Annotated in this window: 22 protein-coding genes; 17 read left to right on the plus strand and 5 right to left on the minus strand. The window is 70.1% G+C overall.

Annotation, left to right across the window (positions count from 1 at the left end; translation table 11 throughout):
• The first annotated feature begins 145 nt into the window (after positions 1-145).
• The 13 genes from AB0B91_RS22560 to AB0B91_RS22620 all read left to right on the plus strand — a co-directional run bounded on the left by AB0B91_RS22560 (position 146) and on the right by AB0B91_RS22620 (position 14,509).
• The gene (locus AB0B91_RS22560; RefSeq protein WP_358322686.1) at positions 146-832 is read left to right on the plus strand and encodes a response regulator; all 687 of its coding nucleotides are present in this window, start codon (positions 146-148) and stop codon (positions 830-832) included.
• A complete protein-coding gene (locus AB0B91_RS22565) occupies positions 829-1,665 on the plus strand; it encodes a glutamate ABC transporter substrate-binding protein (protein WP_358322688.1) in 837 nt (278 codons plus the stop codon). The genes AB0B91_RS22560 and AB0B91_RS22565 overlap by 4 nt, the downstream gene beginning before the upstream one ends.
• Positions 1,666-1,761: 96 nt before the next feature.
• A complete protein-coding gene (locus AB0B91_RS22570; protein ID WP_358322691.1) occupies positions 1,762-2,505 on the plus strand; it encodes an amino acid ABC transporter ATP-binding protein in 744 nt (247 codons plus the stop codon).
• A gap of 9 nt (positions 2,506-2,514) precedes the next feature.
• Positions 2,515-3,351 carry a glutamate ABC transporter substrate-binding protein gene (locus AB0B91_RS22575; protein ID WP_358322693.1) on the plus strand — a complete coding sequence of 279 codons (837 nt, stop codon included), beginning with the start codon at positions 2,515-2,517 and terminating at the stop codon, positions 3,349-3,351.
• 2 nt (positions 3,352-3,353) lie between these two features.
• Complete coding sequence (locus tag AB0B91_RS22580) at positions 3,354-4,022, plus strand: amino acid ABC transporter permease (protein WP_358322695.1); 669 nt, start codon at positions 3,354-3,356, stop codon at positions 4,020-4,022.
• The gene (locus AB0B91_RS22585) at positions 4,019-4,810 is read left to right on the plus strand and encodes an ABC transporter permease subunit (RefSeq protein WP_358322698.1); all 792 of its coding nucleotides are present in this window, start codon (positions 4,019-4,021) and stop codon (positions 4,808-4,810) included. Before AB0B91_RS22580 ends, AB0B91_RS22585 begins: the two co-directional genes overlap by 4 nt.
• A gap of 184 nt (positions 4,811-4,994) precedes the next feature.
• Complete coding sequence (locus tag AB0B91_RS22590) at positions 4,995-6,038, plus strand: extracellular solute-binding protein (RefSeq protein ID WP_358322701.1); 1,044 nt, start codon at positions 4,995-4,997, stop codon at positions 6,036-6,038.
• On the plus strand, positions 6,017-7,132 hold the full coding sequence (locus AB0B91_RS22595; protein WP_358322704.1) for an ABC transporter ATP-binding protein: 1,116 nt from the start codon (positions 6,017-6,019) through the stop codon (positions 7,130-7,132). The genes AB0B91_RS22590 and AB0B91_RS22595 overlap by 22 nt, the downstream gene beginning before the upstream one ends.
• Positions 7,129-7,992, plus strand: a complete 864-nt coding sequence (locus AB0B91_RS22600) for an ABC transporter permease (RefSeq protein WP_358322706.1) — start codon at positions 7,129-7,131, stop codon at positions 7,990-7,992. Before AB0B91_RS22595 ends, AB0B91_RS22600 begins: the two co-directional genes overlap by 4 nt.
• Positions 7,985-8,797 (plus strand): ABC transporter permease, encoded by an 813-nt coding sequence (locus AB0B91_RS22605; RefSeq protein ID WP_358322709.1) that lies wholly within the window; start codon positions 7,985-7,987, stop codon positions 8,795-8,797. The genes AB0B91_RS22600 and AB0B91_RS22605 overlap by 8 nt, the downstream gene beginning before the upstream one ends.
• Complete coding sequence (locus AB0B91_RS22610; RefSeq protein ID WP_358322712.1) at positions 8,794-11,295, plus strand: hydantoinase/oxoprolinase family protein; 2,502 nt, start codon at positions 8,794-8,796, stop codon at positions 11,293-11,295. Before AB0B91_RS22605 ends, AB0B91_RS22610 begins: the two co-directional genes overlap by 4 nt.
• A 2-nt stretch (positions 11,296-11,297) precedes the next feature.
• The gene (locus AB0B91_RS22615; protein WP_358322715.1) at positions 11,298-13,280 is read left to right on the plus strand and encodes a hydantoinase B/oxoprolinase family protein; all 1,983 of its coding nucleotides are present in this window, start codon (positions 11,298-11,300) and stop codon (positions 13,278-13,280) included.
• On the plus strand, positions 13,277-14,509 hold the full coding sequence (locus AB0B91_RS22620) for an amidohydrolase (RefSeq protein ID WP_358322719.1): 1,233 nt from the start codon (positions 13,277-13,279) through the stop codon (positions 14,507-14,509). Before AB0B91_RS22615 ends, AB0B91_RS22620 begins: the two co-directional genes overlap by 4 nt.
• A 9-nt stretch (positions 14,510-14,518) precedes the next feature.
• Here AB0B91_RS22620 and AB0B91_RS22625 read toward each other — a convergent pair whose 3' ends face one another.
• The 5 genes from AB0B91_RS22625 to AB0B91_RS22645 form a co-directional block, all read right to left on the minus strand.
• A complete protein-coding gene (locus tag AB0B91_RS22625; protein ID WP_358322723.1) occupies positions 14,519-15,964 on the minus strand; it encodes an ankyrin repeat domain-containing protein in 1,446 nt (481 codons plus the stop codon).
• A gap of 178 nt (positions 15,965-16,142) precedes the next feature.
• Complete coding sequence (locus tag AB0B91_RS22630) at positions 16,143-17,003, minus strand: ABC transporter permease (RefSeq protein WP_358322725.1); 861 nt, start codon at positions 17,001-17,003, stop codon at positions 16,143-16,145.
• Positions 16,963-17,790: an ATP-binding cassette domain-containing protein gene (locus AB0B91_RS22635; RefSeq protein ID WP_358322728.1), complete on the minus strand. Its 828-nt coding sequence runs from the start codon at positions 17,788-17,790 to the stop codon at positions 16,963-16,965. The genes AB0B91_RS22630 and AB0B91_RS22635 overlap by 41 nt, the downstream gene beginning before the upstream one ends.
• On the minus strand, positions 17,787-18,242 hold the full coding sequence (locus AB0B91_RS22640) for a MarR family transcriptional regulator (protein WP_358322730.1): 456 nt from the start codon (positions 18,240-18,242) through the stop codon (positions 17,787-17,789). The genes AB0B91_RS22635 and AB0B91_RS22640 overlap by 4 nt, the downstream gene beginning before the upstream one ends.
• A 27-nt stretch (positions 18,243-18,269) precedes the next feature.
• Positions 18,270-18,941 (minus strand): class I SAM-dependent methyltransferase, encoded by a 672-nt coding sequence (locus AB0B91_RS22645; protein ID WP_358322732.1) that lies wholly within the window; start codon positions 18,939-18,941, stop codon positions 18,270-18,272.
• Between the two features lie 126 nt (positions 18,942-19,067).
• Between AB0B91_RS22645 and AB0B91_RS22650 the strand changes: the two genes are divergently transcribed.
• The 4 genes from AB0B91_RS22650 to AB0B91_RS22665 all read left to right on the plus strand — a co-directional run bounded on the left by AB0B91_RS22650 (position 19,068) and on the right by AB0B91_RS22665 (position 23,496).
• Entirely contained in the window at positions 19,068-20,222 is a 1,155-nt protein-coding gene (locus AB0B91_RS22650) for a beta-1,3-glucanase family protein (protein ID WP_358322735.1), read from the plus strand.
• 34 nt (positions 20,223-20,256) lie between these two features.
• Positions 20,257-20,589 (plus strand): Scr1 family TA system antitoxin-like transcriptional regulator, encoded by a 333-nt coding sequence (locus tag AB0B91_RS22655; protein ID WP_358322738.1) that lies wholly within the window; start codon positions 20,257-20,259, stop codon positions 20,587-20,589.
• Positions 20,586-20,837 carry a DUF397 domain-containing protein gene (locus tag AB0B91_RS22660; protein WP_358322741.1) on the plus strand — a complete coding sequence of 84 codons (252 nt, stop codon included), beginning with the start codon at positions 20,586-20,588 and terminating at the stop codon, positions 20,835-20,837. Before AB0B91_RS22655 ends, AB0B91_RS22660 begins: the two co-directional genes overlap by 4 nt.
• Before the next feature lie 589 nt (positions 20,838-21,426).
• A complete protein-coding gene (locus AB0B91_RS22665) occupies positions 21,427-23,496 on the plus strand; it encodes a tetratricopeptide repeat protein (RefSeq protein ID WP_358322744.1) in 2,070 nt (689 codons plus the stop codon).
• Positions 23,497-23,550 lie beyond the last annotated feature (54 nt).

Consider the following 23,550-nt stretch of genomic DNA (forward strand, 5'->3'; position numbering starts at 1 on the left):
CCTCCCCCTGCGGCTCGCGTACACAGTAGGAGGCGAGAGCGTCGCGCGAAGCCCCGCGCTGAGCAAAAGGAGCAGAATGCGATTTGTTGTAACACAACGTCCCTAAGATGCCCGCGTCGATCACAGTCGAGCTAGGAGTGTGGCGATGCCTGGAGCGGCGGACATCACCGTTCTCATCGTGGACGACGACCCGGTCGTGACCGCCGCGCTGCACGCCCAGGTGAACCGCGTCTCCGGGTTCAAGGTGGTGGGGATCGCGCACACCGGCCAGGTGGCGCTCGCCGCCGCCCACCGGTTCGCGCCGCGGCTGGTGCTGCTCGACCTCCACCTGCCCGACCTGCCCGGGCTTGAGGTCGCGCACCGGCTGCGGCGCCCGGACCAGCCGCCCACCGACGTGATCGTGATCTCCGGCCACAAGGAGTCGGCCGCGGTGCGCGCGGCCATGCAGCGCGGCGCCCTGTACTACCTGGTCAAGCCGACCAGGGCCGGGATTCTGGAGCAGACGCTGCTGCGGTACGCGGCGACGGTCGAGCAGCTCGGCTCGGACGGCAGGTTCGTCGAGCAGCAGGAGATCGACCGGATCTTCCGCTCGCTGCATCTGGACGCCTCTCCCCGGGCGAAGAGCATCTCGGCGGCGACCGAGCAGGCGGTGCTCGACGGGCTGGCCGCGGTCGAGGACGATCTGTCGGCGTACGAGCTGGCCGAGGCCATCGGGGTCAGCAGGGCGACTGCCCGCCGCTATCTGGAGCACCTGGTCGAGCGGGGGCAGGTCGAGGCCCGGCTGAGGTACGGGCCGACGGGCCGCCCGCAGCACCGGTACTGGGTGCGGTGAAGCCGGTCCGTGCGCTGCTCGCCGTACTCGCCTGCCTGGCACTGGCGGCCTGCGGCTCCTCCGGGGAGCCCGCGTTCCCCGAGAACTCCACGATGGCCCGCGTCCAGCGGAGCGGCATGCTCACGGTGGGGATCAAGTTCGACTATCCGCTGTTCGGGTTCAAGGACCCGGACAGCGGGCGGATCACCGGGTTCGACGCGGAGATGGCCAGACTGGTCGCCAAGGACCTGACCGGCAGCGAGCGCAACGTCCGGTTCGTCGAGACCCTGCCGGTGCAGCGCGAGGACTTCCTGCGGCAGGGGGTGGTGGACATCGTCGTCGCGACGTACTCCATCACGCCGGCCAGGAGCCGGATCGTCGGCTTCACCGACCCCTATTACTATGCCGGGCAGGACGTGCTGGTCAGGGCCGGGGACAAGCGCATCGATGGCGTGGCGGACCTCGACGGCCGGGCGGTGTGCACGACCACCGGCTCCACCTCCCTGGACCGGCTGCGCGAACGCGTGCCCGGCGCCCGACTGGTGATCGTCGACAACTCCAGCGAATGCGTGCCCGCGCTCACGGCCGGGCGCATCGACGCGATCAGCACCGACGACACGATCCTGCTCGGCCTGGTGAAACGGCGCCCGGGCGCGCTCCGGCTGGTCGGCAGGCCGTTCGGCCGCGAACCGTACGGCATCGGCGTCCGCAAGGAGGACGTCGCCTTCCGCGACTACCTCAGCGGCCTGATCGGGCGCTATCTGCGCGACGGGCAGTGGGATCGGGCCTTCAGGGACACCATCGGCCTGTCCGGCGCGACCGCCACGCAGGCCAAGCCGCCGGTCAATCGCTAACCGGCCCGCCGATCACTGAGCAGAACGCGCACAACCCTCTGCGTGACACATGCCGTTCCTAACGTTGCGCCAACGCGGACGGAAGGAGCGTTACCCGTGTCCGAGCAGGGGCTGGTCGTCCTCGACCAAGTCAACAAACGCTATGGCGATCATCACGTACTCAGGGACGTCGAGCTGAGCGTACGGCGGGGCGAGGTCGTGGTGATCATCGGCCCGTCGGGCGCCGGCAAGTCCACCCTGTGCCGCGCGATCAACCGGCTGGAGACCATCGACTCCGGCACCATCCTGATCGACGGCACGCCGCTGCCCGAGGAGGGGCGGCAACTGGCCAAACTGCGGGCCGAGGTCGGCATGGTGTTCCAGTCGTTCAACCTGTTCGCGCACAAGACGGTCCTGGAGAACGTCGTGCTCGGGCAGGTCCACGTGCTGAAGAAGAGCAGGGCGGACGCCGAGAAGAAGGCGTACGAGCTGCTGGAGCGCGTCGGCATCGGCGGCCAGGCGGCGAAGTTCCCCGCGCAGCTGTCGGGTGGCCAGCAGCAGCGCGTCGCGATCGCCCGCGCGCTGGCCATGGAGCCGAAGGTGCTCCTGTTCGACGAACCCACCTCGGCCCTCGACCCGGAGATGGTCAACGAGGTGCTGGAGGTGATGACGGCGCTCGCCCGTGAGGGCATGACCATGGTCGTCGTCACCCATGAGATGGGCTTCGCCCGCCGGGCCGCGGACCGCGTGGTGTTCATGGCCGACGGCGAGATCGTCGAGCAGAACGCCCCCGACGACTTCTTCGGCACCCCGCGCAGTGAGCGCGCCAAGTCGTTCCTCGCCAAGATCCTCACTCACTAAGGACGCGTCATGTTTGGAAGATCCCTTTACGCGATGTTCGCCGTCGTCGCCCTCACCGCCACCGCCACCGCGTGCGGCGGCGGCCAGGCGAGCTACGACTCGGTCGTGGACAAGGCCAAGAACGACAAGAAGCTGGTCATCGGGGTGAAGGCCGACCAGCCGGGGCTCGGTCTGCGGACGCCGGACGGCACCTTCTCCGGGTTCGACATCGAGATCGCCAAGTACGTGGCCAAGTCGCTGGGCGTCGAGGCCAAGGACATCACGTTCAAGGAGACGGTGTCGGCCAACCGGGAGGCGTTCCTGCAGCAGGGCCAGGTGGACATGGTGGTGGCGACGTACTCCATCAACGACGCGCGCAAGCAGAAGGTCTCCTTCGCCGGGCCGTACTTCGTGGCCGGTCAGGACCTGCTGGTCAGGGCGGACGACGCGACGCTGACCGGGCCCGACGCGCTGAACGGCAAGAAGCTGTGCTCGGTCGCCGGGTCGACGTCGGCGCAGAAGGTCAAGGACAGCTATGCCAAGGAGGTGCAGTTGCAGGAGGAGCGGACCTACTCCGCGTGCGTGGACCGGGTGCTCGGCGGGCAGCTCGACGCGATCACCACGGACAACGTGATCCTCGCCGGGTACGCCGCGCAGCACACCGGCAAGCTCAAGGTGGTCGGCAAGCCGTTCAGCACGGAGAAGTACGGCATCGGGCTCAAGAAGGACGACTCGGCGGGCCGCAAGGCCGTCAACGAGGCGCTGACCAAGATGTTCGCCGACGGTAGCTGGAAGAAGGCGCTGGAGACCAGCTTCGGCGGAGCCGGCTTCACCGTCCCGGAGGCCCCGAAGCTGGAGCAGTACTGATCATGGACGCGCTGCTCCTGGAGTGGGACACCGTCGTCGCGGCCTTCTGGATGACCGTGCGGCTGACGGCGGTGAGCGCGCTCGGCTCGCTGGTGCTCGGCACGCTGCTGACGGCCATGCGCGTCGCGCCGCTGGCGACCCTGCGCCGTACCGCCACCGTCTACGTGGCCGTGGCCCGCAACACCCCGCTGACGCTGGTGCTGCTGTTCATCGGCCTCGGCGTCGGCGCGAACCTGGGCGTGGAGCTCTCGTCCGACATCGCGACCAACAACTTCTGGCTGGCCTGCCTCGGCCTGACCGCCTACACCTCGGCGTTCGTCTGCGAGGCGCTGCGCTCGGGCATCAACACGGTGCCGGTCGGCCAGGCCGAGGCCGCCCGCTCGCTCGGGCTCGGCTTCCTCCAGACGCTGCGGCTGATCACGCTGCCGCAGGCGTTCCGCGCGGTGGTCGCGCCGCTGGGCAGCATCCTGATCGCGCTGACCAAGAACACCACGATCGCGCTCGTGGTGGGCGTGAGCGAGGCGTCGGTGCGGATGCGGGAGATGATCGAGACGTACGGGGATCAGGTGATGCAGATCTTCCTCGGGTTCGCGGCCGGGTTCGTGCTGCTGTGCCTGCCCATGGGCCTGCTGTTCGGCTGGCTGTCGCGGCGGCTGGCGGTGGCCCGGTGAGCTACGCCAACCTCTACGAGCCGCCGGGGCCGCGCGGCGCGCGCCGCAACCGGGTGCTGGCCGGGGTCATCGCGCTGGTGCTGCTGGCGCTGGCCTATGTGATCTATGTACGGTTCGACGCCAAGGAGCAGTGGTCGGCCGCCAAGTGGACGCCGTTCCTGCGGCCGGAGGTGTGGACCACCTTCATCCTGCCGGGACTGGCCGGAACGCTGGCCGCGGCGCTGGCGGGCGTCGTGCTGGCGGGCCTGTTCGGGCTGGTCTTCGCGACGGCCCGCCTCTCGGACCACCGGTGGATCCGGTGGCCGGCGGCGGCCGTGGTCGAGTTCTTCCGGGCCGTGCCGCTGCTGCTGCTCATCTTCTTCGCGTTCTTCGGCTCCTACGTTCTCATCGGGGTGAACGTCTCGGCCTTCACGGCCGTGGTGTTCGGGCTGACCTTCTACAACGGGTCGGTGATCGCCGAGATCATCCGGGCCGGGGTGCTGAGCCTGCCCCGGGGCCAGGCGGAGGCGGCCCACGCGATCGGGCTGCGCAAGGGGCAGGTCATGCGGCTGGTGCTGCTGCCGCAGGCGTTCCGGGCCATGATGCCGGCCGTGATCAGCCAGTTCGTGGTGCTGCTGAAGGATTCGGCGCTCGGGCTGATCGTGGGTTACGACGAGCTGGTGGACCGGGGGCTGAACGGGATCGCGGCCAACTTCTCGAACATCATCCCGGCGGCCATCCTCATCGCGGCCATCTTCATCGGCATCAACCTGTCGCTGGACCGGCTCGCCCACCGGCTCAGTCGGTGACCCCGTCATACATCGCAATAAGTGGGGTATGGGGCGCGCCAGGCCAAACTAGGCAGGTAGTAAATTAACCCATCATTCCGACTAGTATAGTCGGTTTCTGTCTTGGAGCCTGACTGGCGGCTCAGACAGAGAGGGATTGATGAGGGGCGGAACAACTCGCCTTGCGGCAGCGAGCCTGGCGATCGTGCTGGGGCTCGCGGCGTGCGGCGGAGTGGACACCGGCGGCGGCTCGACGAATGCGGCGAAACAGGAGATCACGGTCACCGCGTTCGCGGGGGCCTGGGGCGAGCTGTTCAAGAAGTCGTTCGTCGAGCCGTTCCAGCGCGACACCGGTGTCAAGGTGAACCTCGTCTACGGCGCGAACGCCGAATGGCTCACCAAGCTGCGTGCGGCCGGCGGCAAGAACCCGCCGTTCGACGTCATCGCCTTCACCCCCGACGCCTCCCGCCCGGCCGCCGCCGCGGGCCTGCTCCAGCCGCTCCAGACCGATCGGCTGGCGCACTGGAAGGAGCTGGACCCCGTACTCGCCGAGAAGTCCGCCCACGACGCCAAGCAGTACGGGGTGCCGCTGACCACGGGCTCGACCGGGCTGATGTACCGGACCGACAAGATCAAGAGCCCGCCCGCCGACTGGTCGGACATCTTCGACAAGCAGTACTGCGGCCATGTCGCGCTGCCGCCCCTGACCTACAACCCGGGCCTGGAGTTCTTCTCCGCCCTGGTCACCTCCCAGGGCGGCAAGCTGTCCGACCCGGCCGCGGTGGACAAGGCGTTCGCCCAGCTCGCGAAGCTGAAGGGCTGCGTGTCGTCGTTCCCGGCCAACGCCGGCAACGCGGCCACGGTCATGGAGAACGGCGACGCCTGGATCATGCCCTTCTGGGACGGCCGCGCCTTCGCCATGGCCCAGGCCGGCTCCCCGATCGGCTTCGCCTATCCCAAGTCCGGGCCGGTGGGGGCGCTGACCTCGTACTTCATCGCCGCTGGCACGACGAAGAGCGACCTGGCCACCAAGTTCCTCGACTACCTGACGGCGGCGCCCAACCAGAAGCCGTTCGCCGAGGGCACCTGGTACGCCGCCGGGAACGACACGATCACCTACAGCAAGGAGTTCGACCAGCGCGTGCAGCACGGTCCAGAGGTCTTCCGCAAGTTCACCTGGGTGGACTACGCGGTGGCCACTCCCAAGCTGAACGAATGGCAGCAGCGGTGGAACCAGATCTTCGGTTGATCGACCTGCCCGAGGAAGGCGCCGGACACGTCGAGATCGAGGGGCTGGTCGCCGGGTACGAGGGCGCGCGCGTGCTCGACCTGGAGACGCTGTCGATCCGCAAAGGCGAGTTCCTCTCCATACTCGGGCCCAGCGGCTGCGGCAAGACGACCCTGCTCAACTGCGTCGCCGGTTTCGTGCAGCCGACGGCCGGACGGATCGTGATCGACGGCGCCGACGTGACGGACCGACCGCCGTACCGGCGTGGGCTCGGCATGGTCTTCCAGAACTACGCGCTGTTCCCGCACATGACCGTGGCCGGCAACGTGGCGTATGGGCTGCGGATCCGGCGGCTGGGCCGGGCCGAGCGGGATGAGCGGGTCCGTGAGGCCCTGCGCCTGGTCGGCCTGGAGGGGTACGCGGACCGCCGCCCCCGGCAACTGTCCGGTGGGCAGCAGCAGCGGGTGGCCCTCGCCCGCGCCCTCGCCATCCGGCCCGCCGTGCTGCTCCTCGACGAGCCGCTCTCCAATCTCGACGCCAAGCTGCGCGCGGAGATGCGGGTGGAGCTGCGGGCCATCCAGCGGCGCATCGGCACCACGATGGTCTTCGTCACCCATGACCAGGAGGAGGCGCTGGCCCTGTCCGACCGGGTCGCCGTCATGAACGGCGGCCGGATCGAGCAGCTCGGCACCCCCGACGAGGTCTACCGGCGGCCGGCGACCCGGTTCGTCGCGCAGTTCATCGGCGCGGCCAACGTCCTGGAGGGCACAGTGGCCGACGGCCGGCTCGACGTGGACGGGATCCTGCTCGACCCCGGCCCGCTGCGGCTCCGGCAGGGCGACCGGGCGGTGGTCGCGATACGTCCCGAGCGCATCCGGCTGACCACGGACGGCCAGGGCCCGGACGGCCGGGGCGTCGCCGGGACCGTCGGCTATCGCGCCTTCGCGGGCGACGCCTGGCATGTGGAGGTGCGGCTGGCGAACGGGCGCACCCTGACCGTGCAGGTCGCCGACACGGGTGCGAACTCCGCCGACCCCCCGGGCGCCGGCTCGGCCGTCGTCGCCCACTGGGACCCGGCCGACGTGATCGTCCTGGACACGGGAGCGGGCGGATGACCCTCACCAGACGGTGGGCCGGTCTGGCGTACGTGGCTCCGCTGGTCGTCTTCCTGGCGGCGCTGTTCCTGGTGCCGCTCGTGGAGCTGTTCAGGCTCAGCTTCAGCCCGGTCGACCCGTACAACGCGGCGCTGCCCGGATTCACCCTGAACCAGTACAAGCGGGTGTTCACCGAGTCGTACTTCTACGGCTCGCTGCTGGAGACCCTGGCCACCGCGCTCCTGGTGGCCGCGCTGTGCGTCGTGCTCGCATACCCGGCCGCCTACGTCCTGGCCCGCCGTAGTGCCGGGGCGATGCGTACCCTGCTGTTCGTCATCGTGATCTCGCCGCTGCTGACCAGCGTGGTGGTACGCACCTATGGATGGGTGGTGCTGCTGTCCGGCAACGGGATCGTCAACCGGCTGCTGGTCGCCACCGGGCTGCGGGACCAGCCCGCCCGGCTGCTCACCAGCTACCCGTCGGTCGTGATCGCGGTCACGCACGTGCTGCTGCCGTTCGCGATCATCCCGCTCACGACCGCGCTCGGCGGGCTGGACCACAACCTGCACCGTGCCTCCCAGACGCTCGGCGCTGGGCCGGTGCGGACGTTCCTGCGGGTCACGGTGCCGCTCAGCCTGCCCGGCGTGGTCACCGGCGCGCTCATCGTCTTCGCCCTCGCCATGGGGATCTACATCACGCCGCTGCTGGTCGGCGGGGTCACCCAGCCGCTGGCCGGCATCCGCGTCTACGACCAGGTGGAGACCGTGTTCAACTATCCGGTCGCCGCCGCGCTGAGCTTCGCGCTGCTGGCTCTCACCCTGCTGTCCACGACGCTGCTCGCGGGCGCGTTCCGGATCTGGGAACGGCGGCTCCATGGCTGAGCGGCGGCGGAGACTCGGCTACGACCGGGCCGTGGGCCTGCTGAGCGGGGCGTTCGCGACGGCCGTGTTCCTGTTCCTGATCGCGCCGCTGGTGGTGCTGGTCGTGAGCTCGTTCAACCGGGACGCCTCGATGGCCTTCCCGCCGTCCGGGTTGTCGCTCCGCTGGTACGCCGAGGTGCTCGGCTCGCCCGACTGGCAGGTGTCGTTCCGGCTGAGCGGCGTGCTGGTGCTCCTGGTCGTGCCGACGACCGTGGTGATCGGCACCCTCGCGGCGTACGGCCTGGCGCAGGGCACCTTCCCGGGGCGGCGGCTGCTTCAGGGGCTGGCGCTGTCGCCGCTGATGGTCCCCGAGATCATCACCGCGCTCGGGCTGCTCTACTACTTCCACGGCGTCGGCCTGATCAACAGCGTCACCGGGCTGTGGCTGGCGCATTCGCTGATCGCGCTGCCCTTCGTGGTGCGCGCGGTCATGGTCAGCGCGGCGCAGCTCGACCCGGCACTCGAACGGGCCGCGACCAGCCTGGGCGCGGGACGGGTCCGGGTCTTCTTCACCGTGACGCTGCCGCTGCTGCGGCCCGGCATCCTCGCGGGCGCGATCCTCGCCGCGGTCACGTCGCTGGGCGAGGTCGCCGTGACGGCCCTCGTGGCCGGCGCGAACACCACGACGGTGCCGCTGCGGATCTTCTCGGCCGTGCAGTACCAGCTCGACCCGTCGATGGCCGCGGTGTCCACGCTCCTCATGGCGGCGAGCGTGGTCGTAATGGTGATCGCCGATAGGTTCGCTCGTATTTCGGAGGCTTTGTGACTACGGCTGTCCCCATGATGGCGCGGATCGGCATCGACGTCGGGGGGACGTTCACCGACCTCGTCGCCGCCGTACCGGAACGCGGCCTGGTGGTGCACCACAAGGAGCCGAGCACGCCCGCCGACCCGTCCAGAGCCGTCGCCGACGGGCTGGCGGCCATCCTCGCCCAGGCCGACCTGCGGCCCGAGGAGATCGGCGGCATCACGCACGGCACCACGATCGGGCTGAACGCCATCATCCAGCGGCGCGGCGCCCGGATCGCCCTGGTCGTGACCGAGGGCTACCGGGACATCCTGGAGATCGGCCGCAGCCGCATGCCGTCCTCCTTCGACCTGTACGCGGGCAAGGAGGAGCCGCTCGTCCCCCGTGACCGGATCGTCGAGATCGCCGCCCGGCTGGGCCCCGGCGGCGTACCCGTGTCCGCGCCGGACGCCGGGGAGCTGGACCGCGTCGCCGCCCGCCTGCGCGCCACCGGCGCCGACGCGGCGGCGGTCCTGGTCCTGCACGGCTACACCGACCCCGCTTTCGAGGAGGGCGTCGCGTCCGGCCTGCGGGAACGGCTCCCGGACCTGCCGCTGATGGCCTCCGCGACCGTCTGGCCCGAGGTCCGTGAGTACGAACGTGCGCTGGTGGCCTGCCTCAACGCCTACATCCAGCCGCTGATGCGCGACTACTTCGGGCGCCTGGAGAGCAGGGTGCGCGCGCTCGGCGTGCCCGCGCCCATCTTCATCAGCGCCTCCAACGGCGGCTCGATGAGCCTGCGCTCCGCCGCCGAACGGCCCATCGAGACGGTGCTGTCCGGACCGGCCGCCGGGGTGACCGCGGCCGCGCGGCTCGGCATGGGCGCCATCGTCACCTTCGACATGGGCGGCACCAGCAGCGACATCGCGGTGACGGTCAACGGCTCGCCCGAACTGGCCACCCACACCACGGTCGGCGGCCTGCCCCTGATCGTGCCGGTCGTCGCGGTGAGCGCGATCGGGGCGGGCGGCGGGTCGGTCGTCTGGGTGGACGGTCAGGGGGTGCTGAAGGTCGGGCCCGAGAGCGCCGGGGCCGATCCTGGACCGGTGGCGTACGGCCGGGGCGGGGAACGGCCGGCGGTGACGGACTGTTACCTGGTCACCGGAATGATCGACCCGGCGACCTTCCTCGGCGGCCGGATGCGGCTCGATGCCGACGCCGCCGCCAAGTCTCTCGCCGACATCGCCACCCGCCTCTCCGGGACCCTCCCCCACTCCCACCCCGACGCCGAACTGGGCTCCGACCCCGACTCCCACCTCCACACCCGTCCCGACCCCGACGTCCAGGCCCGTCCGGACACTCACCCGGGCGCGCACCCCGGCTCCCGTCTGGGCGCGGGGACGGGGCTGCGGCCAAGCACGAAGCTGGGCACAGGGCCAGACAAAGGACCGGGCGCGGGGCCGGGCGCGGGGCATTCTGCGGAGGACAGCGGTGCCGAGGCGGCGCATCGGGCCGCTGCGGGGGCGTTGCGGGTGGCCACAGCGGGCATGGCGACCGAGCTCCAGAAGATCATGGCCCAGTGTGGTCTCGACCCCCGGCGGTTCACCCTCGTGCCGTTCGGCGGCGCGGGCCCGACCCACGCCGCGATGCTCGCCGAAGAGGTCGGCATCACCCACATCGTGGTACCGCCCACGGCCGCCACCTTCTGCGCCCTGGGCGCGGCGGGCGCCGACCTGCGCCGCGACTTCGCCCGCAGCCTGCGCCGCCGCCTCGACCCGGCGAGCGCCGCCCGCCTGTCCGGCGTACTCGCCGACCTGTCCGACCAGGCCCAAGCCTGGCTCACCGAACAGTCCGCCGCCGGCGCCGGCTTCGCCGCCGCCCCCGGGACCGGCCGAACCGAAGACGACCGAGCCAGAGACGGCGAAACTGGGGACGGCTCAGCCGGAGACGGCCGAACCGGTAACAACGGAGCCGGAGACGGCCACACCGGTAACAACGGAGCCGGAGACGGCCACACCGGGGACAGCCGGGCCGGGCACGGCGCCGCGCCTGAGGACGCCGCCGCCCGAAGCGGCCGCGGCTTTGGAGCGCGGCTGTCCCACTCGGCCGACATGCGCTACGCCGGACAGGCGTACGAGCTCAGCGTCGCCCTGGACCCGGCCCGGCTCGACGTCGGGGCGATCTCCGAAGCGTTCCACGCCGAGCACGAACGCCTCTACGGCTTCCGCGACCAGCACGCCCCCATCGAACTGGGCACCGCCAGGCTCGGCGTCGTCGGCCCGGTGGCCGAGCTGCCGTCCGCCACCGTACCCCCGGGAACCGGAAGCCCCGCCCCGCACGGCCGCAGGCAGGTCCTGCTCGCCGGCGCGTGGCACGCCGCCGACGTCCATCTGCGAGCGGCCCTCGGCGTGGGCGACGCGTTCGCCGGCCCGGCGATCGTCGAGCAGGACGACACCACCGTGGTCGTCCCGCCCGGCTGGTCCGGGAACGTCGACGGCACCGGGAATCTGCATCTTCGTCGAAGTCGAAAGGGCTGATCGTGCGGCTCGACCCCGTCACATTGGAGATCGTCGGCAACCGGCTGAGCGCCCTGACCGAGGAGATGTGCCTGACGCTGCAGCGTACGAGCCGGTCTCTGTACGTCAAGGAGACCGCCGACTTCTGCTGCGCGCTCGCCGGGCTCGACGGCGGCTTCGTGGCGTACCCGCGGGGCATCGGCGTGTCGGGGTTCGTCGGGCTGAACCTCCTGGAGGCCGTACGGCGTGCCGAGCCCCTGGAGCCCGGCGACGTGATCATCACCAACGACCCGTACCGGTCCGGCGGCCTCGCCACCCACCTCACCGACATCCAGGTCATCGAGCCGTACTTCCACGAGGGTGCGGTGGTCGGCTACGGCTGGGCGTTCATCCACTGCTCGGACATCGGCGGCCGGGTGCCGAGCAGCCTGTCGCCGATCAACGACGAGATCTACCAGGAGGGCCTGCAGATCCCGCCGGTCAAGCTGGTACGGGCGGGCCAGCCAAGCCGTGACGTGGAGGCGCTGATCACGGCCAACAGCCGTACGCCGGAGGCCAACCTGGGCGACATCCGGGCCATGCTCGCCGCCCTGCGCACCGGCCGCGAACGGCTGGCGGGCGTCATCGCCCAGCACGGCGTGGACACGGTGCTCGCGGCCCAGGACGACCTGGTCGCGTACACCGCGGGCAAGGCCAGGGCCGCCCTGTCCCGGCTCGACGACGGCACCTACCGCTTCGTCGACTACCTCGACGACGACGCGGTCTCCAGCATCCCGGTACGCCTGTCGGTCACCGCGACCCTCGACGCGGGCAACCTGCACCTCGACTTCACCGGTACGGATCCACAGGTCGCCGCGGCCTTCAACATCGCGACCCTGGGCAAACCGCACGCCTGGATCACCACCCGGGTGCTCGCGCTCATCTGCACCCTCGACCCGGGCATCGCGCTCAACTCCGGCCTCATCCAGCCGATCAGCGTGACCGCGCCGGAGGGTTCGCTGGTCAACCCGGTGCGCCCGGCCGCCGTGGGCGTACGGCACGCCTCGGCGTCCCGCGTCAACGACGCCGTCGGCGGCGCGCTCGGACTCGCCGCCCCGGAGATCCTCCCGGCGGCCTCCAGCGGCTTGGTGGTCCCCGTCGTGGTCGCCGAGCTGCAGAACGTCCAGGTGCTGGAGCCGATGGTCGGCGGAACCGGTGCTCGCGAGGGCGCCGACGGCGTGGACGGCCGGGACAGCGGCATCTCCAACCTGTCCAACAACCCGGTGGAGACGGTCGAGACGGAGATCGGCGTCGCGATCCTCCGCTACGGCCTGCGGGCGGACTCCGGCGGCGCCGGTCGCTGGCGCGGTGGCTGCGGTCTCGAACTGACCTTCCGCGTACTGGAGGACGGCTCGAAACTGCTGGCCCGGGGGCTGGAACGGCTGTGCTTCCGCCCGTGGGGGGTGCGCGGCGGCGGCCCCGGCGAGCCCACCGAACTGATCGTCAACCCGGGCACGCCCCGGGAACGTCGGCATCTCAAGATCGATGTGCTGCCGCTGGAGCGTGGCGACGTCGTCACCCTCCTGACCTCGGGCGCGGGCGGCTACGGTGACCCGTACACCAGGGACCCCGCCGCCGTCCTGCGCGACGTGGAACGTGGCGTCGTCTCGCGCGAGGCCGCGGCCCGCGAGTACGGCGTGGTGCTGAACGACCTCACCGACACACTCGCCGTCGACGAGGCCGCCACGGCCGCGGCCCGCCTGCTCGGCCACCGCGGGGGCTTCGGATTCGGGCCAGAACGCCAGGCGTGGGAGTCCGTCTTCGACACCGGCACCGTCGACCGCCTGGTGGCCGTCCTGTTCCGCCTCCCGCCACCGGCCCGCCGGCCGCGCCGTACCGCCCTGTACGACGCCGTGCTCCGCGAACTGCCCGGCGACTTCCCCAGAACGGCCCCCACCCCGGACCAGCTCGACACCGCCCGACGTACGCTCTCCAAGGAGATCGTCGCGCTGGAGGAGGCGGTATGAGCGGAATCGACGCGGTGCTGACCCGGCTCGACGACGCGGCACAAGACGAGCTCGCCGCCCTCTACCGGGACCTGCACCAGCACCCCGAGCCCGCCTTCGAGGAGAAGCGCACCGCGCGCATCGCGGCCGATCGCCTCCGCGAGGCCGGATTCGAGGTACACACCGGCGTCGGCGGCACCGGCGTGGCGGGCGTGCTCCGCAACGGCGAGGGCCCGACCGTCGCGCTGCGGGCCGACATGGACGCCCTGCCGGTCCTGGAACGGACCGGCCTCCCGTACGCGAGCGTCGAGAACGGCCTCATGCACGCCTGTGGCCACGACATGCACGTGACCTGCCTGTCCGGCGCCGCGCGGCTGCTGTCGGCGGCCCGCGACCAGTGGCAGGGCACGCTCGTGGCGCTGTTCCAGCCGGCGGAGGAGATCGCCGGCGGGGCGCAGGCCATGGTGGACGACGGGCTGTTCGACCTGACCGGCCCGCCGTCCGTCGTACTCGGCCAGCACGTCTTCCCCCGCCCCGCGGGCACGGTGTTCATCCGGCCGGGAGAGATCCTGGGCGCCGCCGACAGCATCGAGATCCGCCTGTGCGGCAGAGGCGGGCACGGCTCCCAGCCGGAACGCACCGTCGACCCCGTGGTCCTGGCCGCCGCCATCGTGATGCGCCTGCAGACCGTCGTCTCCCGCGAGGTGTCCCCCTTCGAACGCGCGGTGCTGACAGTGGCCCAGATCCACGCGGGTCACAAGGAGAACGTCATCGCCGACGAGGCATCCATCACCCTCAACATCCGTACGTTCTCCCCCGAGGTCCGCCGCAGGCTCCTCGCCGCGATCGAACGCGTCGTCAACGCCGAGGCCACGGCGTCCGCCGCACCCCGCCCGCCCTCGTTCCGCACCCTCAACGCCTTCCCCCTGACCGCCAACGACCCCACCGCCACCGTCCGCCTGACCGAAGCCTTCACCACCCGCTTCGGCCCCGCCGGGGTGGCCGACATGGCGCCGATGATGGGCAGCGAGGACTTCGGCGTCTTCGGCACCGCCGCCGGCGTCCCCTCCGTCTTCTGGGGGCTGGGCAGCGCCGACCCGGCTCAGTACGCCCGCGCCGAGCAGGCGGGCCGCCTGGGCGAGGACGTCCCCGGCAACCACTCCCCCTTCTTCGCCCCCTTGATCTTCCCCACCTTGCCGATGGGCGTTGAGGCCCTGGTCACCGCCGCCCTAACCTGGCTGCACCCTTGACGCGCGCCGTCACTCCCGCCCCAGACTCCGTAGGTACGCCGCCACGCGGTGCTTGCCACCGTGCTCGGCCCAGCCGAGGGGGGTCGAGTCGTACGCGGTGTCCTTGATCGTGGAGTCGGCGCCGAGCTCGATCAGTGTCCTGGCCGTCTCGACGTCGTCGTTCCAGGCCGCCGCGTGCAGCGGGGTGGAACCATGCAGATGGTTGACGTCGAAGCCGAGACCGGCGAGCAGCCGCACCGCCGCGGGCTTGCGCCGCTCGGCCGCCCTGCTGATCAGCTCGGGGGATCGGGCGAGCGCCCGTGCCAGCGGTTGCGGGCCGAGTCCGGCCACCGCCTCGGCGTCGGCGCGCATGCAGGCGGCGGTGAACGTGTCCGTCTCGTCCATCACCGCCGAGGCGCCGGCCGCGGCGAGCGACTCCGCGACCTCGGTGTGCCCGTTCAGCAGGGCGAGCTCGTACGGCGTGCGTCCGCCGTACGCCGGATGACCGCCCAGGCCGTCCACCTCGGCGCCGTGTGCCAGGAGCAGCCGGGCCCGCCGCGGACAGCCCCGCAGCGCGGCGGTGGCCAGTTCGTCGCGCATGAGCTGTCGCGGAGACTGCAGCGTCGGTCCCATCCGGGCCTGCCACGGCCCGCCGTCACCGCGGCCCAGCCCGAACTCCAGCAGCAGCTCAAGGTGAGTGGTGTCGTCGGGGCAGGCGCCGCCGAGCCCGCGGTTGTACAGGGTCTGGCTGTCGTTGGCGTCCGCCCCGGCCTCCAGCAGCAGTCTGGCCAGCGCCAGGCCCTGCGGATGCGGCGGCTGATGGCCCTCTCCGCCGCCGAACGCGCCCGTGAGCGCGGTGAACGGCGAGGGCAGCCCGTCCCACAGGAATCCGGCGTTCGGGTCGGCGCCGTGCTTGAGGAGGAGCCGGGCCGCTGCTACATGGCTGCCGGGAGTATCGAGCCGCGCGTAGGCCAGGTACAGCAGCGGCTCCCACGCGAAGGGGCCGCCCTGCGCCCGGGCCAGCCCCGGATTCTCGGCCAGGGCGTCGGCCAGCGCATCGGCCGAGCCGGTGGCCGCCATCGTGAAGACGTTGGTGGTGGGCAACCGCGGATGCCGGGCCAGCAGCAGGTCGGCGTCCTCGGTCCGGCCCGGGTAGTCCGTGCCATAGGTGAGGCAGGCGAGCCGCAGGAACTCCTCCGGCAACTCTTCCCTCGGCGCGACCCGGTGCGGCGACCGGGAGTAGCGCTCGACGGTGCCGATGTGGTCTTTCAGCCTGGGCCAGCTCGCGAAGCCGTACATGCGGGCGGTGACGAGCTGCGCGTCGGATAGCTTGAGCGTCTCCGGAGTTCGGGGATGGAACTCATCGACGAGCCCGAGCGCCTCAGGAACTCCCGCCTTCACAGACCGCAGGAGTGTCTTGGCCTGCTTGCGGAGCTGTTCGATGCTGGGGTTGTCGGGCAGGCGATGGACAGGCATGAAAGCCTCCTTTCCGTCTGGCCTGGGGTCCGCATGATCAGGCTGGAAAAGAGGTCGGGCCGGGTCGTTCGATGAGCATCAGGTGGGCTTAGCCCTTCCCGCGGACCGGTGGCGCCCTGGGCGCGCGCCACCCAGCCTACTCCTCATCGCGTTCTCGGAGCCGGGCGCCTTCAGTGAGTCACCGCGCCAGTCGCCCCAACAGGCCGGACGCCGCCGTGATGCCGATCGCCGAGGCCGCGAGCAGCACCACGAAGTCCAGCGGCAGGTCCGAGGGGATGCCGAGCAGCAGCCCGCGCAGCGCGTCGACCTCGTAGCTGAGAGGGTTGATCACGCTGATGTACCGCAGCCAGTCCGGCATGGCCGTGGTCGGATAGAGCGCGTTGGACGCGAAGAACAACGGCATGGTGATGGCCTGCCCGATCCCCATCAGCCGGTCGCGGGTCAGCACGATCCCGGCGATCGTCACCGACAGGCAGGAGAAGAACGCCGAGCCGAGCAGCACGACCACGATCACGCCGGCCAGGCGCAGGGGGTTCCAGGTCATGCTCACGCCCAGCAGCGCGGCGATGAGCACCACGACCACCGCCTGGATCATCGCCTTCACCCCGGCGGCGAACGCCTTGCCGGTGACCAGCGCGACCCGCGGGGTCGGCGTGACCAGGAGCTTGGTCAGGACGCCCGAGTCGCGTTCCCAGATGATCTGGATGCCGTAGAAGATGGCGATGAACATGGTGGACTGGGCGATGATCCCGGGGGCCAGGTAGTCCAGGTACGGGATGCCGCCGGTCGGGATCACCTTGATGCGGGTGAAGGTCTCGCCGAAGATCAGCAGCCACAGGGCGGGCTGGATCGCGCGGGTGTACAGCTCGGTGCGATCGTGGCGCAGCTTCTGCAGCTCCACCACGCACATCGCGGTGACCCTGGCGGGCAGCACGCGCCACCCTGTCCGGGGGCGCGGCGGAACGAGCAGCAGGTCGAGATCACCGACGCCGGTCATGTCAGCCGACGCGGGAGGCGGTGTTGCGGGTACGGCGGACATCGCGGAACTCTCCTCCTCCTTCGTCGAGGCCGCTGCCGGCGACGTCACGGAAGACGTCCTCCAGCGTCGGCGTCGAGCCGTCGCCGAGGCGGACGCGCAGGTCGTCGGTGAGCTGCTCCGGCGTGCCGAGCGCCCGTACGCGTCCGTGGTGCATGAGCGCGATCCGGTCGCAGTACTGGTCGGCCTCGTCCATGTAATGCGTGGTGACCAGGACGGTCATCCCGGTGGCGGCGCGTACCGCCATGATGTGCTCCCACACGCTGGTGCGGGCGATGGGGTCGAGCCCGATCGTCGGCTCGTCCAGCATGAGCAGGCGTGGGGCGCTGACCAGTGCCTGGGCGAGTTCGAGGCGGCGTACCATGCCGCCGGAGTAGGTGGCGGCCAGCCGGTCGGCGGCGTCGGCGAGCCCGACCGCCTCCAGCGCCTGGCCGACCCGGGCCGCCCGCTCGCGCCGGGGGACGTCGAAAACGCGGGCGAACAGGGAGACGTTCTCACGCCCCGTCAGGCCCGCGTCCGCCGACAGTTGCTGGGGTACGTAGCCGAGCAGGCGGCGCACCGCCATCTGTTCGGTGGCCGCGTCGTGCCCGAACACCCGCACCATCCCGGACGGAACGGGCAGCAGTGTGGTCACGCAGCGGATGGCGGTGGTCTTGCCCGCGCCGTTGGGACCGAGCAGGCCGAACACCTCACCGGAGACCACCGTCAGATCGAGGCCGTCCACGGCTTTCGTCGGACCGAAGGCGTAGCTCAGGCCGGTGCAACTGACCGCCGGCGGGTCGTCCCTCATGCCATCTCCATCTCCTCGTGCAGTCCCTCGGCCAGCCTGCGCAGCGCCGGGAGCGCGACGCTCAGTGCGGCCCGGTCCTCCTCGCTGAGCCGTTCGATCTGCTCGCGGACGAGCGCGGCGCGCCGCTCCTCCCAGGCCCGCAGCCGCGCCTCGGCCTCGGGGGTGGCCAGCAGCCGGGCGGAGCGGCGGTCGTCATGGCCGGTCTCGCGGCGCAGCAGCCCGGCGGCCGTGAGCTGGTTGACCAGCGTGGACACCGAGTTGCCCGCCAGATAGAGCTCCTTGGCCGCCGCCGAGACCCCGATGCCGGGGTTGGCCGCGACCAGTCGCAGCAGCTCGACCTGGGCGCCGCGCAGCCGCGGCCCGGTCATCCCCTGACGCAGTCGGCGCCGGACCAGCCGCTGGATACCGGTCAGGACGCCGACGAGGACGTCGGGAAAGTCCGTTGTATCCATACCAAAAATATTAGCTCTGCTCACGAGTTAATAGGAAGCCCCCCAGCTCAGCCGGTCGTAGTAGGAGTTGACCGCGGGTTGGCCGGTGTAGTTGGGACCGGCCTGATCGTCAGAACCCTGGTAGCGGTACGGCAGGTCGATGAGGCGCCGACCCGTCCAGCTGATCCGCCGGGCGCGGCTGTCGTACCGCACGCCCTGCGAGCGCAGTGACGTGGTGAGGTGGCGGCCCGCGGGTGTGCCACCCCTTAGACGGATGGAGCGAACGTCGAAGTTCGCGACGAACAGGCCGTCATCGGCGAGCCATGTGCCGATCCTGGCAAGCACCCCGAGCTTGTCACCGATGTAGTGCAGCCCGTGAACGCAGGTGATCAGGTCGAAGGGCTGCTCGGGCTCCCACGTGACGACGGAGGCGGTGACCAACCGCAGGCGCGGTGGTCGCTGGGGGCGGGCGAAGAAGTCGACCAGGTCGACGCCGACGATCTCGGCATCGTCGCCGAGCAGGTCGGCGGCCTGGCCGAGGGCGTTCCCCGTCCCGCAGCACAGATCGAGCCAACGCACCGGCCGCCGCCTGGAGCGCAGCGTGTCGACGACGTTGATGCCCAGCTCTCGGTCGTAGCCGGGCAGGCGTCGCTCGCGATTCATCCGGCAGTTGGCCACGACGGAGGAGCGTTCGAGCGCGTCGTCGTCGAGCAGATTCATGAGCATCATGATGACCCTTGACAGCCAGCTTTACAGGAAAGAAACTTAACCAAATGCATCGAGAGAGCGCTCTCTCGCCATGGAAGACGAGGGCGCTCCGGCATTACGGTGAGGAGCCCGACACTCATGATCACAAGACGAACCCTGCTCGCCGGCGCGGCGGCAGCCGCCGCCACCCCGGTGCTGGCACTCACCCCCCGGGCCGAGGCCGCCACGGTGCTGCCCCTGACCGTCGTCAACCACACCTACCGCTACGCCAACAGCGCGATCTTCCTCTACGTCGTCGGCACCGACCTGAGCACCGGCCAGCAGGTCTACGTCCGGGCAGACGGCACAAGAGTGCCGGTATCGGCCTCCCTCAACGGCCCCGACGGCTTCGCCGACCTGTCCATCCCACTTGCGGCCAACGGCGACACCCACCTCAACCTGCCGTGGATGTCCGGCCGCATCTACGTCTCCATCGGCCAGAAGGTCAAGTTCAGGGTGGTCACGGATGGCAACGGCCGACCGGCGTTACAGCACCCGGCCGGTTGGGTGAGCTCGGACCCCAGCTACGGCGTGCTGCACGACTTCATGGAGTTCACGTTCAAGAGCGATGGGATGTTCTGCAACACCACCATGGTCGACATGTTCAGCATCCCGATGGAGCTCCGGCTCGACGGGCAGTCCAGCCACACCGTCGGCACCCTCGTCCCGAACGGCCGCGACACCATCTTCGCCGGCATCGCGGCCAACCCCGCCTTCCGGCCGCTCATCGTCGGCGACAACCTCCGGGTGATCGCCCCGGGACACGGCATCGACTCGGGCATCTTCTCTTCGACGTACTTCGATCCGTACGTCACTCAGGTGTGGAACACGTACGCGTCGGCCAACCTGCGGGTGGTGGTCGGCGGGACCACCTACACCGGGCGGGTGTCCGGCGGCCAGCTCGTCTTCAACAACGGCATCCGGACGTTCGCACGGCCGAGCACCCGCGACATCTTCTACTGCAACGGCGCCCTGGACGCCGGCGGCACCTCCGGCCCGGTCGCGGCGATCCTCGGCGCCGCGTTCAACCGCTCGACGCTGCACAACCACCCCGACCAGCCGACGACAGACCGGAGCACGTTCTATCTCACGTCGGTCAGCAACCACTACGCGCGGGTCCTGCACGAGAACACCCGGGACCACAAGGCGTACGGCTTCCCCTTCGACGACGTCGCGAACTTCGCGTCCTATGTGCAGGATTTGGCTCCGACGTCGCTGCGACTACGGCTCACGCCGTTCAACGCGACCGCCTGACCCCTTCTAACTGATGGGTCGACCGGTCTGCGGGGTGACCACAGAGATCGTCGTACTGCGCACCGCCCTGCGAGAGGCCGCTGTACGCCCCGCGACAAGTGCACGAGCGCCTGAAGTGCCAGCCCACCGAGTCGGCCAGGCGCGGGTGGTCCTACGCGGGCTGGACAGCGAGTTCACCATTCCCGGGTTCTCCGACAAAAGGGATCATCCCGACGTCCATCAAGAGAGATTGTTCGGGGATATCTTCGTGGAAGCACCCGGCGACGTAGCCCGCTATCGCATGGCCGCCGATGCCGCTCGCCGGACGGCTTTGGCAGCCCATGAGTCCGTGACCCTGATCAAGGGCACAAGGAAGGCGATGCGATGACTGACGAGCAGGGCTGGGTCTCCAGCAGCCGCAGCGGTAGTGGCCAGCAGTGCATCCAAATGAAGCAAAACGGCGCAGGGGCCACCTTACGTGATTCGAAAAGCCCCTCCGGTCCCCTGCTGTGGGCAAGTGCGGATGCCTGGCAGTCCTTCCTCACCGGAGCCAAGACGGCTACTTCGAGTTGCCTACTCCCCCACCCGCGGTTACGGGCCGTACGACGAAGCCGACATCCGAGGACCTCAATCTGATCAGCACCGAATGGCTGCACACCCCTGATCAGTCGGACGCTCTTCTGTTGGTCGCATTCGTCGGCGACCACGTTGTGATGCGTCTCTCCCCCACCGTTGAGACGCTCGTTTTCACACTCGCGGAGTGGCAGGCATGGTTAGCCGGCGCCAAGGACGGCGAATTCGACCATCTGGCATAAGCCGTACGACGTTGGCGGAGATGGACCTTGCCATCGGGCACCTCCAGGTCTTCGGTGAGGGTGTCGAGCTTGGCGTCGATCGTGTTGAGCTGAGCCTCGTCGAGTGACGCTTGCAGGTAATGGCCGCACAGCGAATCTCCGGCTGACGACCGTTTTGCTACAGTATCCGGGTCGTTCCTCTGCGGGCGTTCCGACTGGCACAGGCCAATCCTCACAGTCATGTCAGCGACAGAATACAGAGCGCCACACCCGAGATGACTCGCCGGCATATTGCCGCATGTTTTTTCATCCGTCATTGTTGCAGGTGATGTCTGTATTCCAGGCCGCGCAGTCTGCATGAGCGGACGCCAGGCCGAGGTGTGGATTGGTGTCGAAACGGCGTGGTAGCCAAGAGAAAACTGTCAGAAATTGTGTACAACGAGGCGGCTGGGATAGTTTACGGTTCGCTTGTCCAAGCCCGTGACATATTCGGCGGAGTCCATTTCCACGAAGCGGCCTCCCTGCCCGCGCCGAGCCAGCTTCCGCCGCGCCCGCGCCTGATCGACCGCGAAGCCGCCATCGCCGAACTGGATGCCCTGCGGGAGGACGCGACGGATGTGCCGGTCACCGCGCTGATAACGGGTTCGGTGGGTGTGGGCAAGACCGTGCTGTCCCTGAGCTGGGCGCACATGATCCGCTCGCACTACCCGGACGGGCAGTTGTACGCCGAACTGCGCGGACATTCCGCCGGCGACCCGGCCTCCCCTCAGGAGGTGCTGGGCGACTTCCTGCACGCCCTGGGCATCCCGGCAGAGCTCATACCGGGCGATACAGCCCAGCGTGCGGCGCTGTACCGCACAGTGACTCATGACCAGCGGCTTCTCGTCGTGCTGGACGACGCGTTCACCGCCGCTCAGGTGCGGCCGCTGCTTCCGGCCTCACCGGCGAGCCTCACCGTGGTGACCAGCAGGTACCGGCTGGCCAGCCTGCTGGTCCAGGGCGCCCGCGGGGTGTACGTCGACCGCTTCGACGCCGCGGCGAGCCTCGCTTTTCTCCGCGACGTGCTGGGGAGCGACCGGCTGGAGCGGCACCGCGAAGCGGCCTCTGAGCTGGTCGAACTGTGCATGCGGCTACCCCTGGCCCTGAGCGTCGCGGCGGCCCGCCTGGCCGCGCGGCCGAGTTGGCCGCTCCGCGAGATGGTCACCGCGCTGGCCGAGGAGCAGCAGACCCTGGCGGCGTTGACGATAGGAGACGACGTGGCACTCCGTTCCGCGCTCGACCTCTCCTATCGAGCGCTCCATCTCGACGCCGCCCGGCTGTACCGGCTCCTGGGCCTCGTACCAGGGAACACGTTCGGCGGTGACGCGACGGCCGCGCTCGCCGGCATCTCTCGGATGGAGGCCAGGCGGCTGCTTGGCGAGCTGACCGACGCGAACCTGCTGACCGACGTCTCGGACGGCCACTATCGATTCCATCACGCGCTGGTCCGCTTGCACGCCGCCCAACTGGTCGAGGCCGGGGACCAGCGCGAGGGCGCCGAAGGCCGATTGCTCGCCTGGTATCTCGCTACAGCCGCGCGTGCGGAACGGCAGCTCCGACCGTACCGTACCGGGCTGCCTCGCGACGCCGAGCCGCCTCCCGCCGAGCCGACGGACTTCGGCGGTCCGCAGGACGCGCTCGGCTGGCTGGTGTCCGAACGCGCGAATCTGAGCGCCGCCGTCACCCTGGCGCACGCGCGCGGGCGGGAGGTGATGGCGTGGCAGCTCGCCGATGCCATGTGGGCGCTGTTCCTGTACATGGGCCATCACGTGGAACGTGTCGGGGTGGAGGAGACGGGGCTGGCTGCGGCGAGGGCAGCCGGGGACGCGTACGCCCAGGCTAAATTGCTGAATCGCCTCGGGCTGAGCCTGAATGACCTGGGGCGCTATGACGACGCCGTCGCGCGGTTTGACGAAGCGCTGGAGATCTGGCGTCGGCTTGGCGAGCGGGGCAGGGAGGCAGGGTCGCTGCGGCGACTCGGGCTCGTCGCGGCGGGGCGGGGGGACCACGATGCGGCCATTGCCAGGTTCACGGCCTCGATCGCCATGTATCAGGAGTTGGGGGCCGATCGGAAGGCCGCGCTGGGACTCACGGATCTCGCCGGTGTCCTCGTGGCCCAGGGCCGGGGGCCTGATGCGGTGATTCACCTGGAGCAGGCGCGGGGGCTGCTGCGCGGGGTGGCTGACGACTTCAACCAGGCTCGCGTGGGGATCCTTCTTGGGTACGCCCAAATCGATCACGAGCAGGCGGATCGCGAGCTACGCTCCGCACTGGAGGTCATGAATCGGCTGGGATCTTCGGTCGGCCGGGCCGCGGCCCTGGAAGGCCTGGGCGAGCTGGCTCAACGTACCGGCCGACCGGAAGAGGCGTACCACTGCTATGAGATGGCGCTAGAAGTGCTTGGCGAAGCCGACTCTGCGACGTATCTCCGGCTCAGGGGCCGCCTGGACCACCTCACTTGAGTGGGTCGTCAGCTGCTACCAGCCAACAACCCACATCATCATATCGGTGTGCAT

It is taken from the genome of Nonomuraea sp. NPDC049141, from assembly GCF_040648415.1.
GTDB lineage: Bacteria > Actinomycetota > Actinomycetes > Streptosporangiales > Streptosporangiaceae > Nonomuraea.

What these genes read in the sequence shown, in the direction of transcription:
- AB0B91_RS22635 (WP_358322728.1), bottom strand. Translation starts at nt 17,790, where the DNA reads ATGAGGGACGACCCGCCGGCGGTCAGTTGCACCGGCCTGAGCTACGCC.
- AB0B91_RS22580 (WP_358322695.1), top strand. Translation starts at nt 3,354, where the DNA reads ATGGACGCGCTGCTCCTGGAGTGGGACACCGTCGTCGCGGCCTTCTGG.
- AB0B91_RS22650 (WP_358322735.1), top strand. Translation starts at nt 19,068, where the DNA reads ATGATCACAAGACGAACCCTGCTCGCCGGCGCGGCGGCAGCCGCCGCC.
- AB0B91_RS22620 (WP_358322719.1), top strand. Translation starts at nt 13,277, where the DNA reads ATGAGCGGAATCGACGCGGTGCTGACCCGGCTCGACGACGCGGCACAA.
- AB0B91_RS22660 (WP_358322741.1), top strand. Translation starts at nt 20,586, where the DNA reads ATGACTGACGAGCAGGGCTGGGTCTCCAGCAGCCGCAGCGGTAGTGGC.
- AB0B91_RS22560 (WP_358322686.1), top strand. Translation starts at nt 146, where the DNA reads ATGCCTGGAGCGGCGGACATCACCGTTCTCATCGTGGACGACGACCCG.
- AB0B91_RS22575 (WP_358322693.1), top strand. Translation starts at nt 2,515, where the DNA reads ATGTTTGGAAGATCCCTTTACGCGATGTTCGCCGTCGTCGCCCTCACC.
- AB0B91_RS22640 (WP_358322730.1), bottom strand. Translation starts at nt 18,242, where the DNA reads ATGGATACAACGGACTTTCCCGACGTCCTCGTCGGCGTCCTGACCGGT.
- AB0B91_RS22630 (WP_358322725.1), bottom strand. Translation starts at nt 17,003, where the DNA reads ATGTCCGCCGTACCCGCAACACCGCCTCCCGCGTCGGCTGACATGACC.
- AB0B91_RS22645 (WP_358322732.1), bottom strand. Translation starts at nt 18,941, where the DNA reads ATGAATCTGCTCGACGACGACGCGCTCGAACGCTCCTCCGTCGTGGCC.
- AB0B91_RS22625 (WP_358322723.1), bottom strand. Translation starts at nt 15,964, where the DNA reads ATGCCTGTCCATCGCCTGCCCGACAACCCCAGCATCGAACAGCTCCGC.
- AB0B91_RS22600 (WP_358322706.1), top strand. Translation starts at nt 7,129, where the DNA reads ATGACCCTCACCAGACGGTGGGCCGGTCTGGCGTACGTGGCTCCGCTG.
- AB0B91_RS22605 (WP_358322709.1), top strand. Translation starts at nt 7,985, where the DNA reads ATGGCTGAGCGGCGGCGGAGACTCGGCTACGACCGGGCCGTGGGCCTG.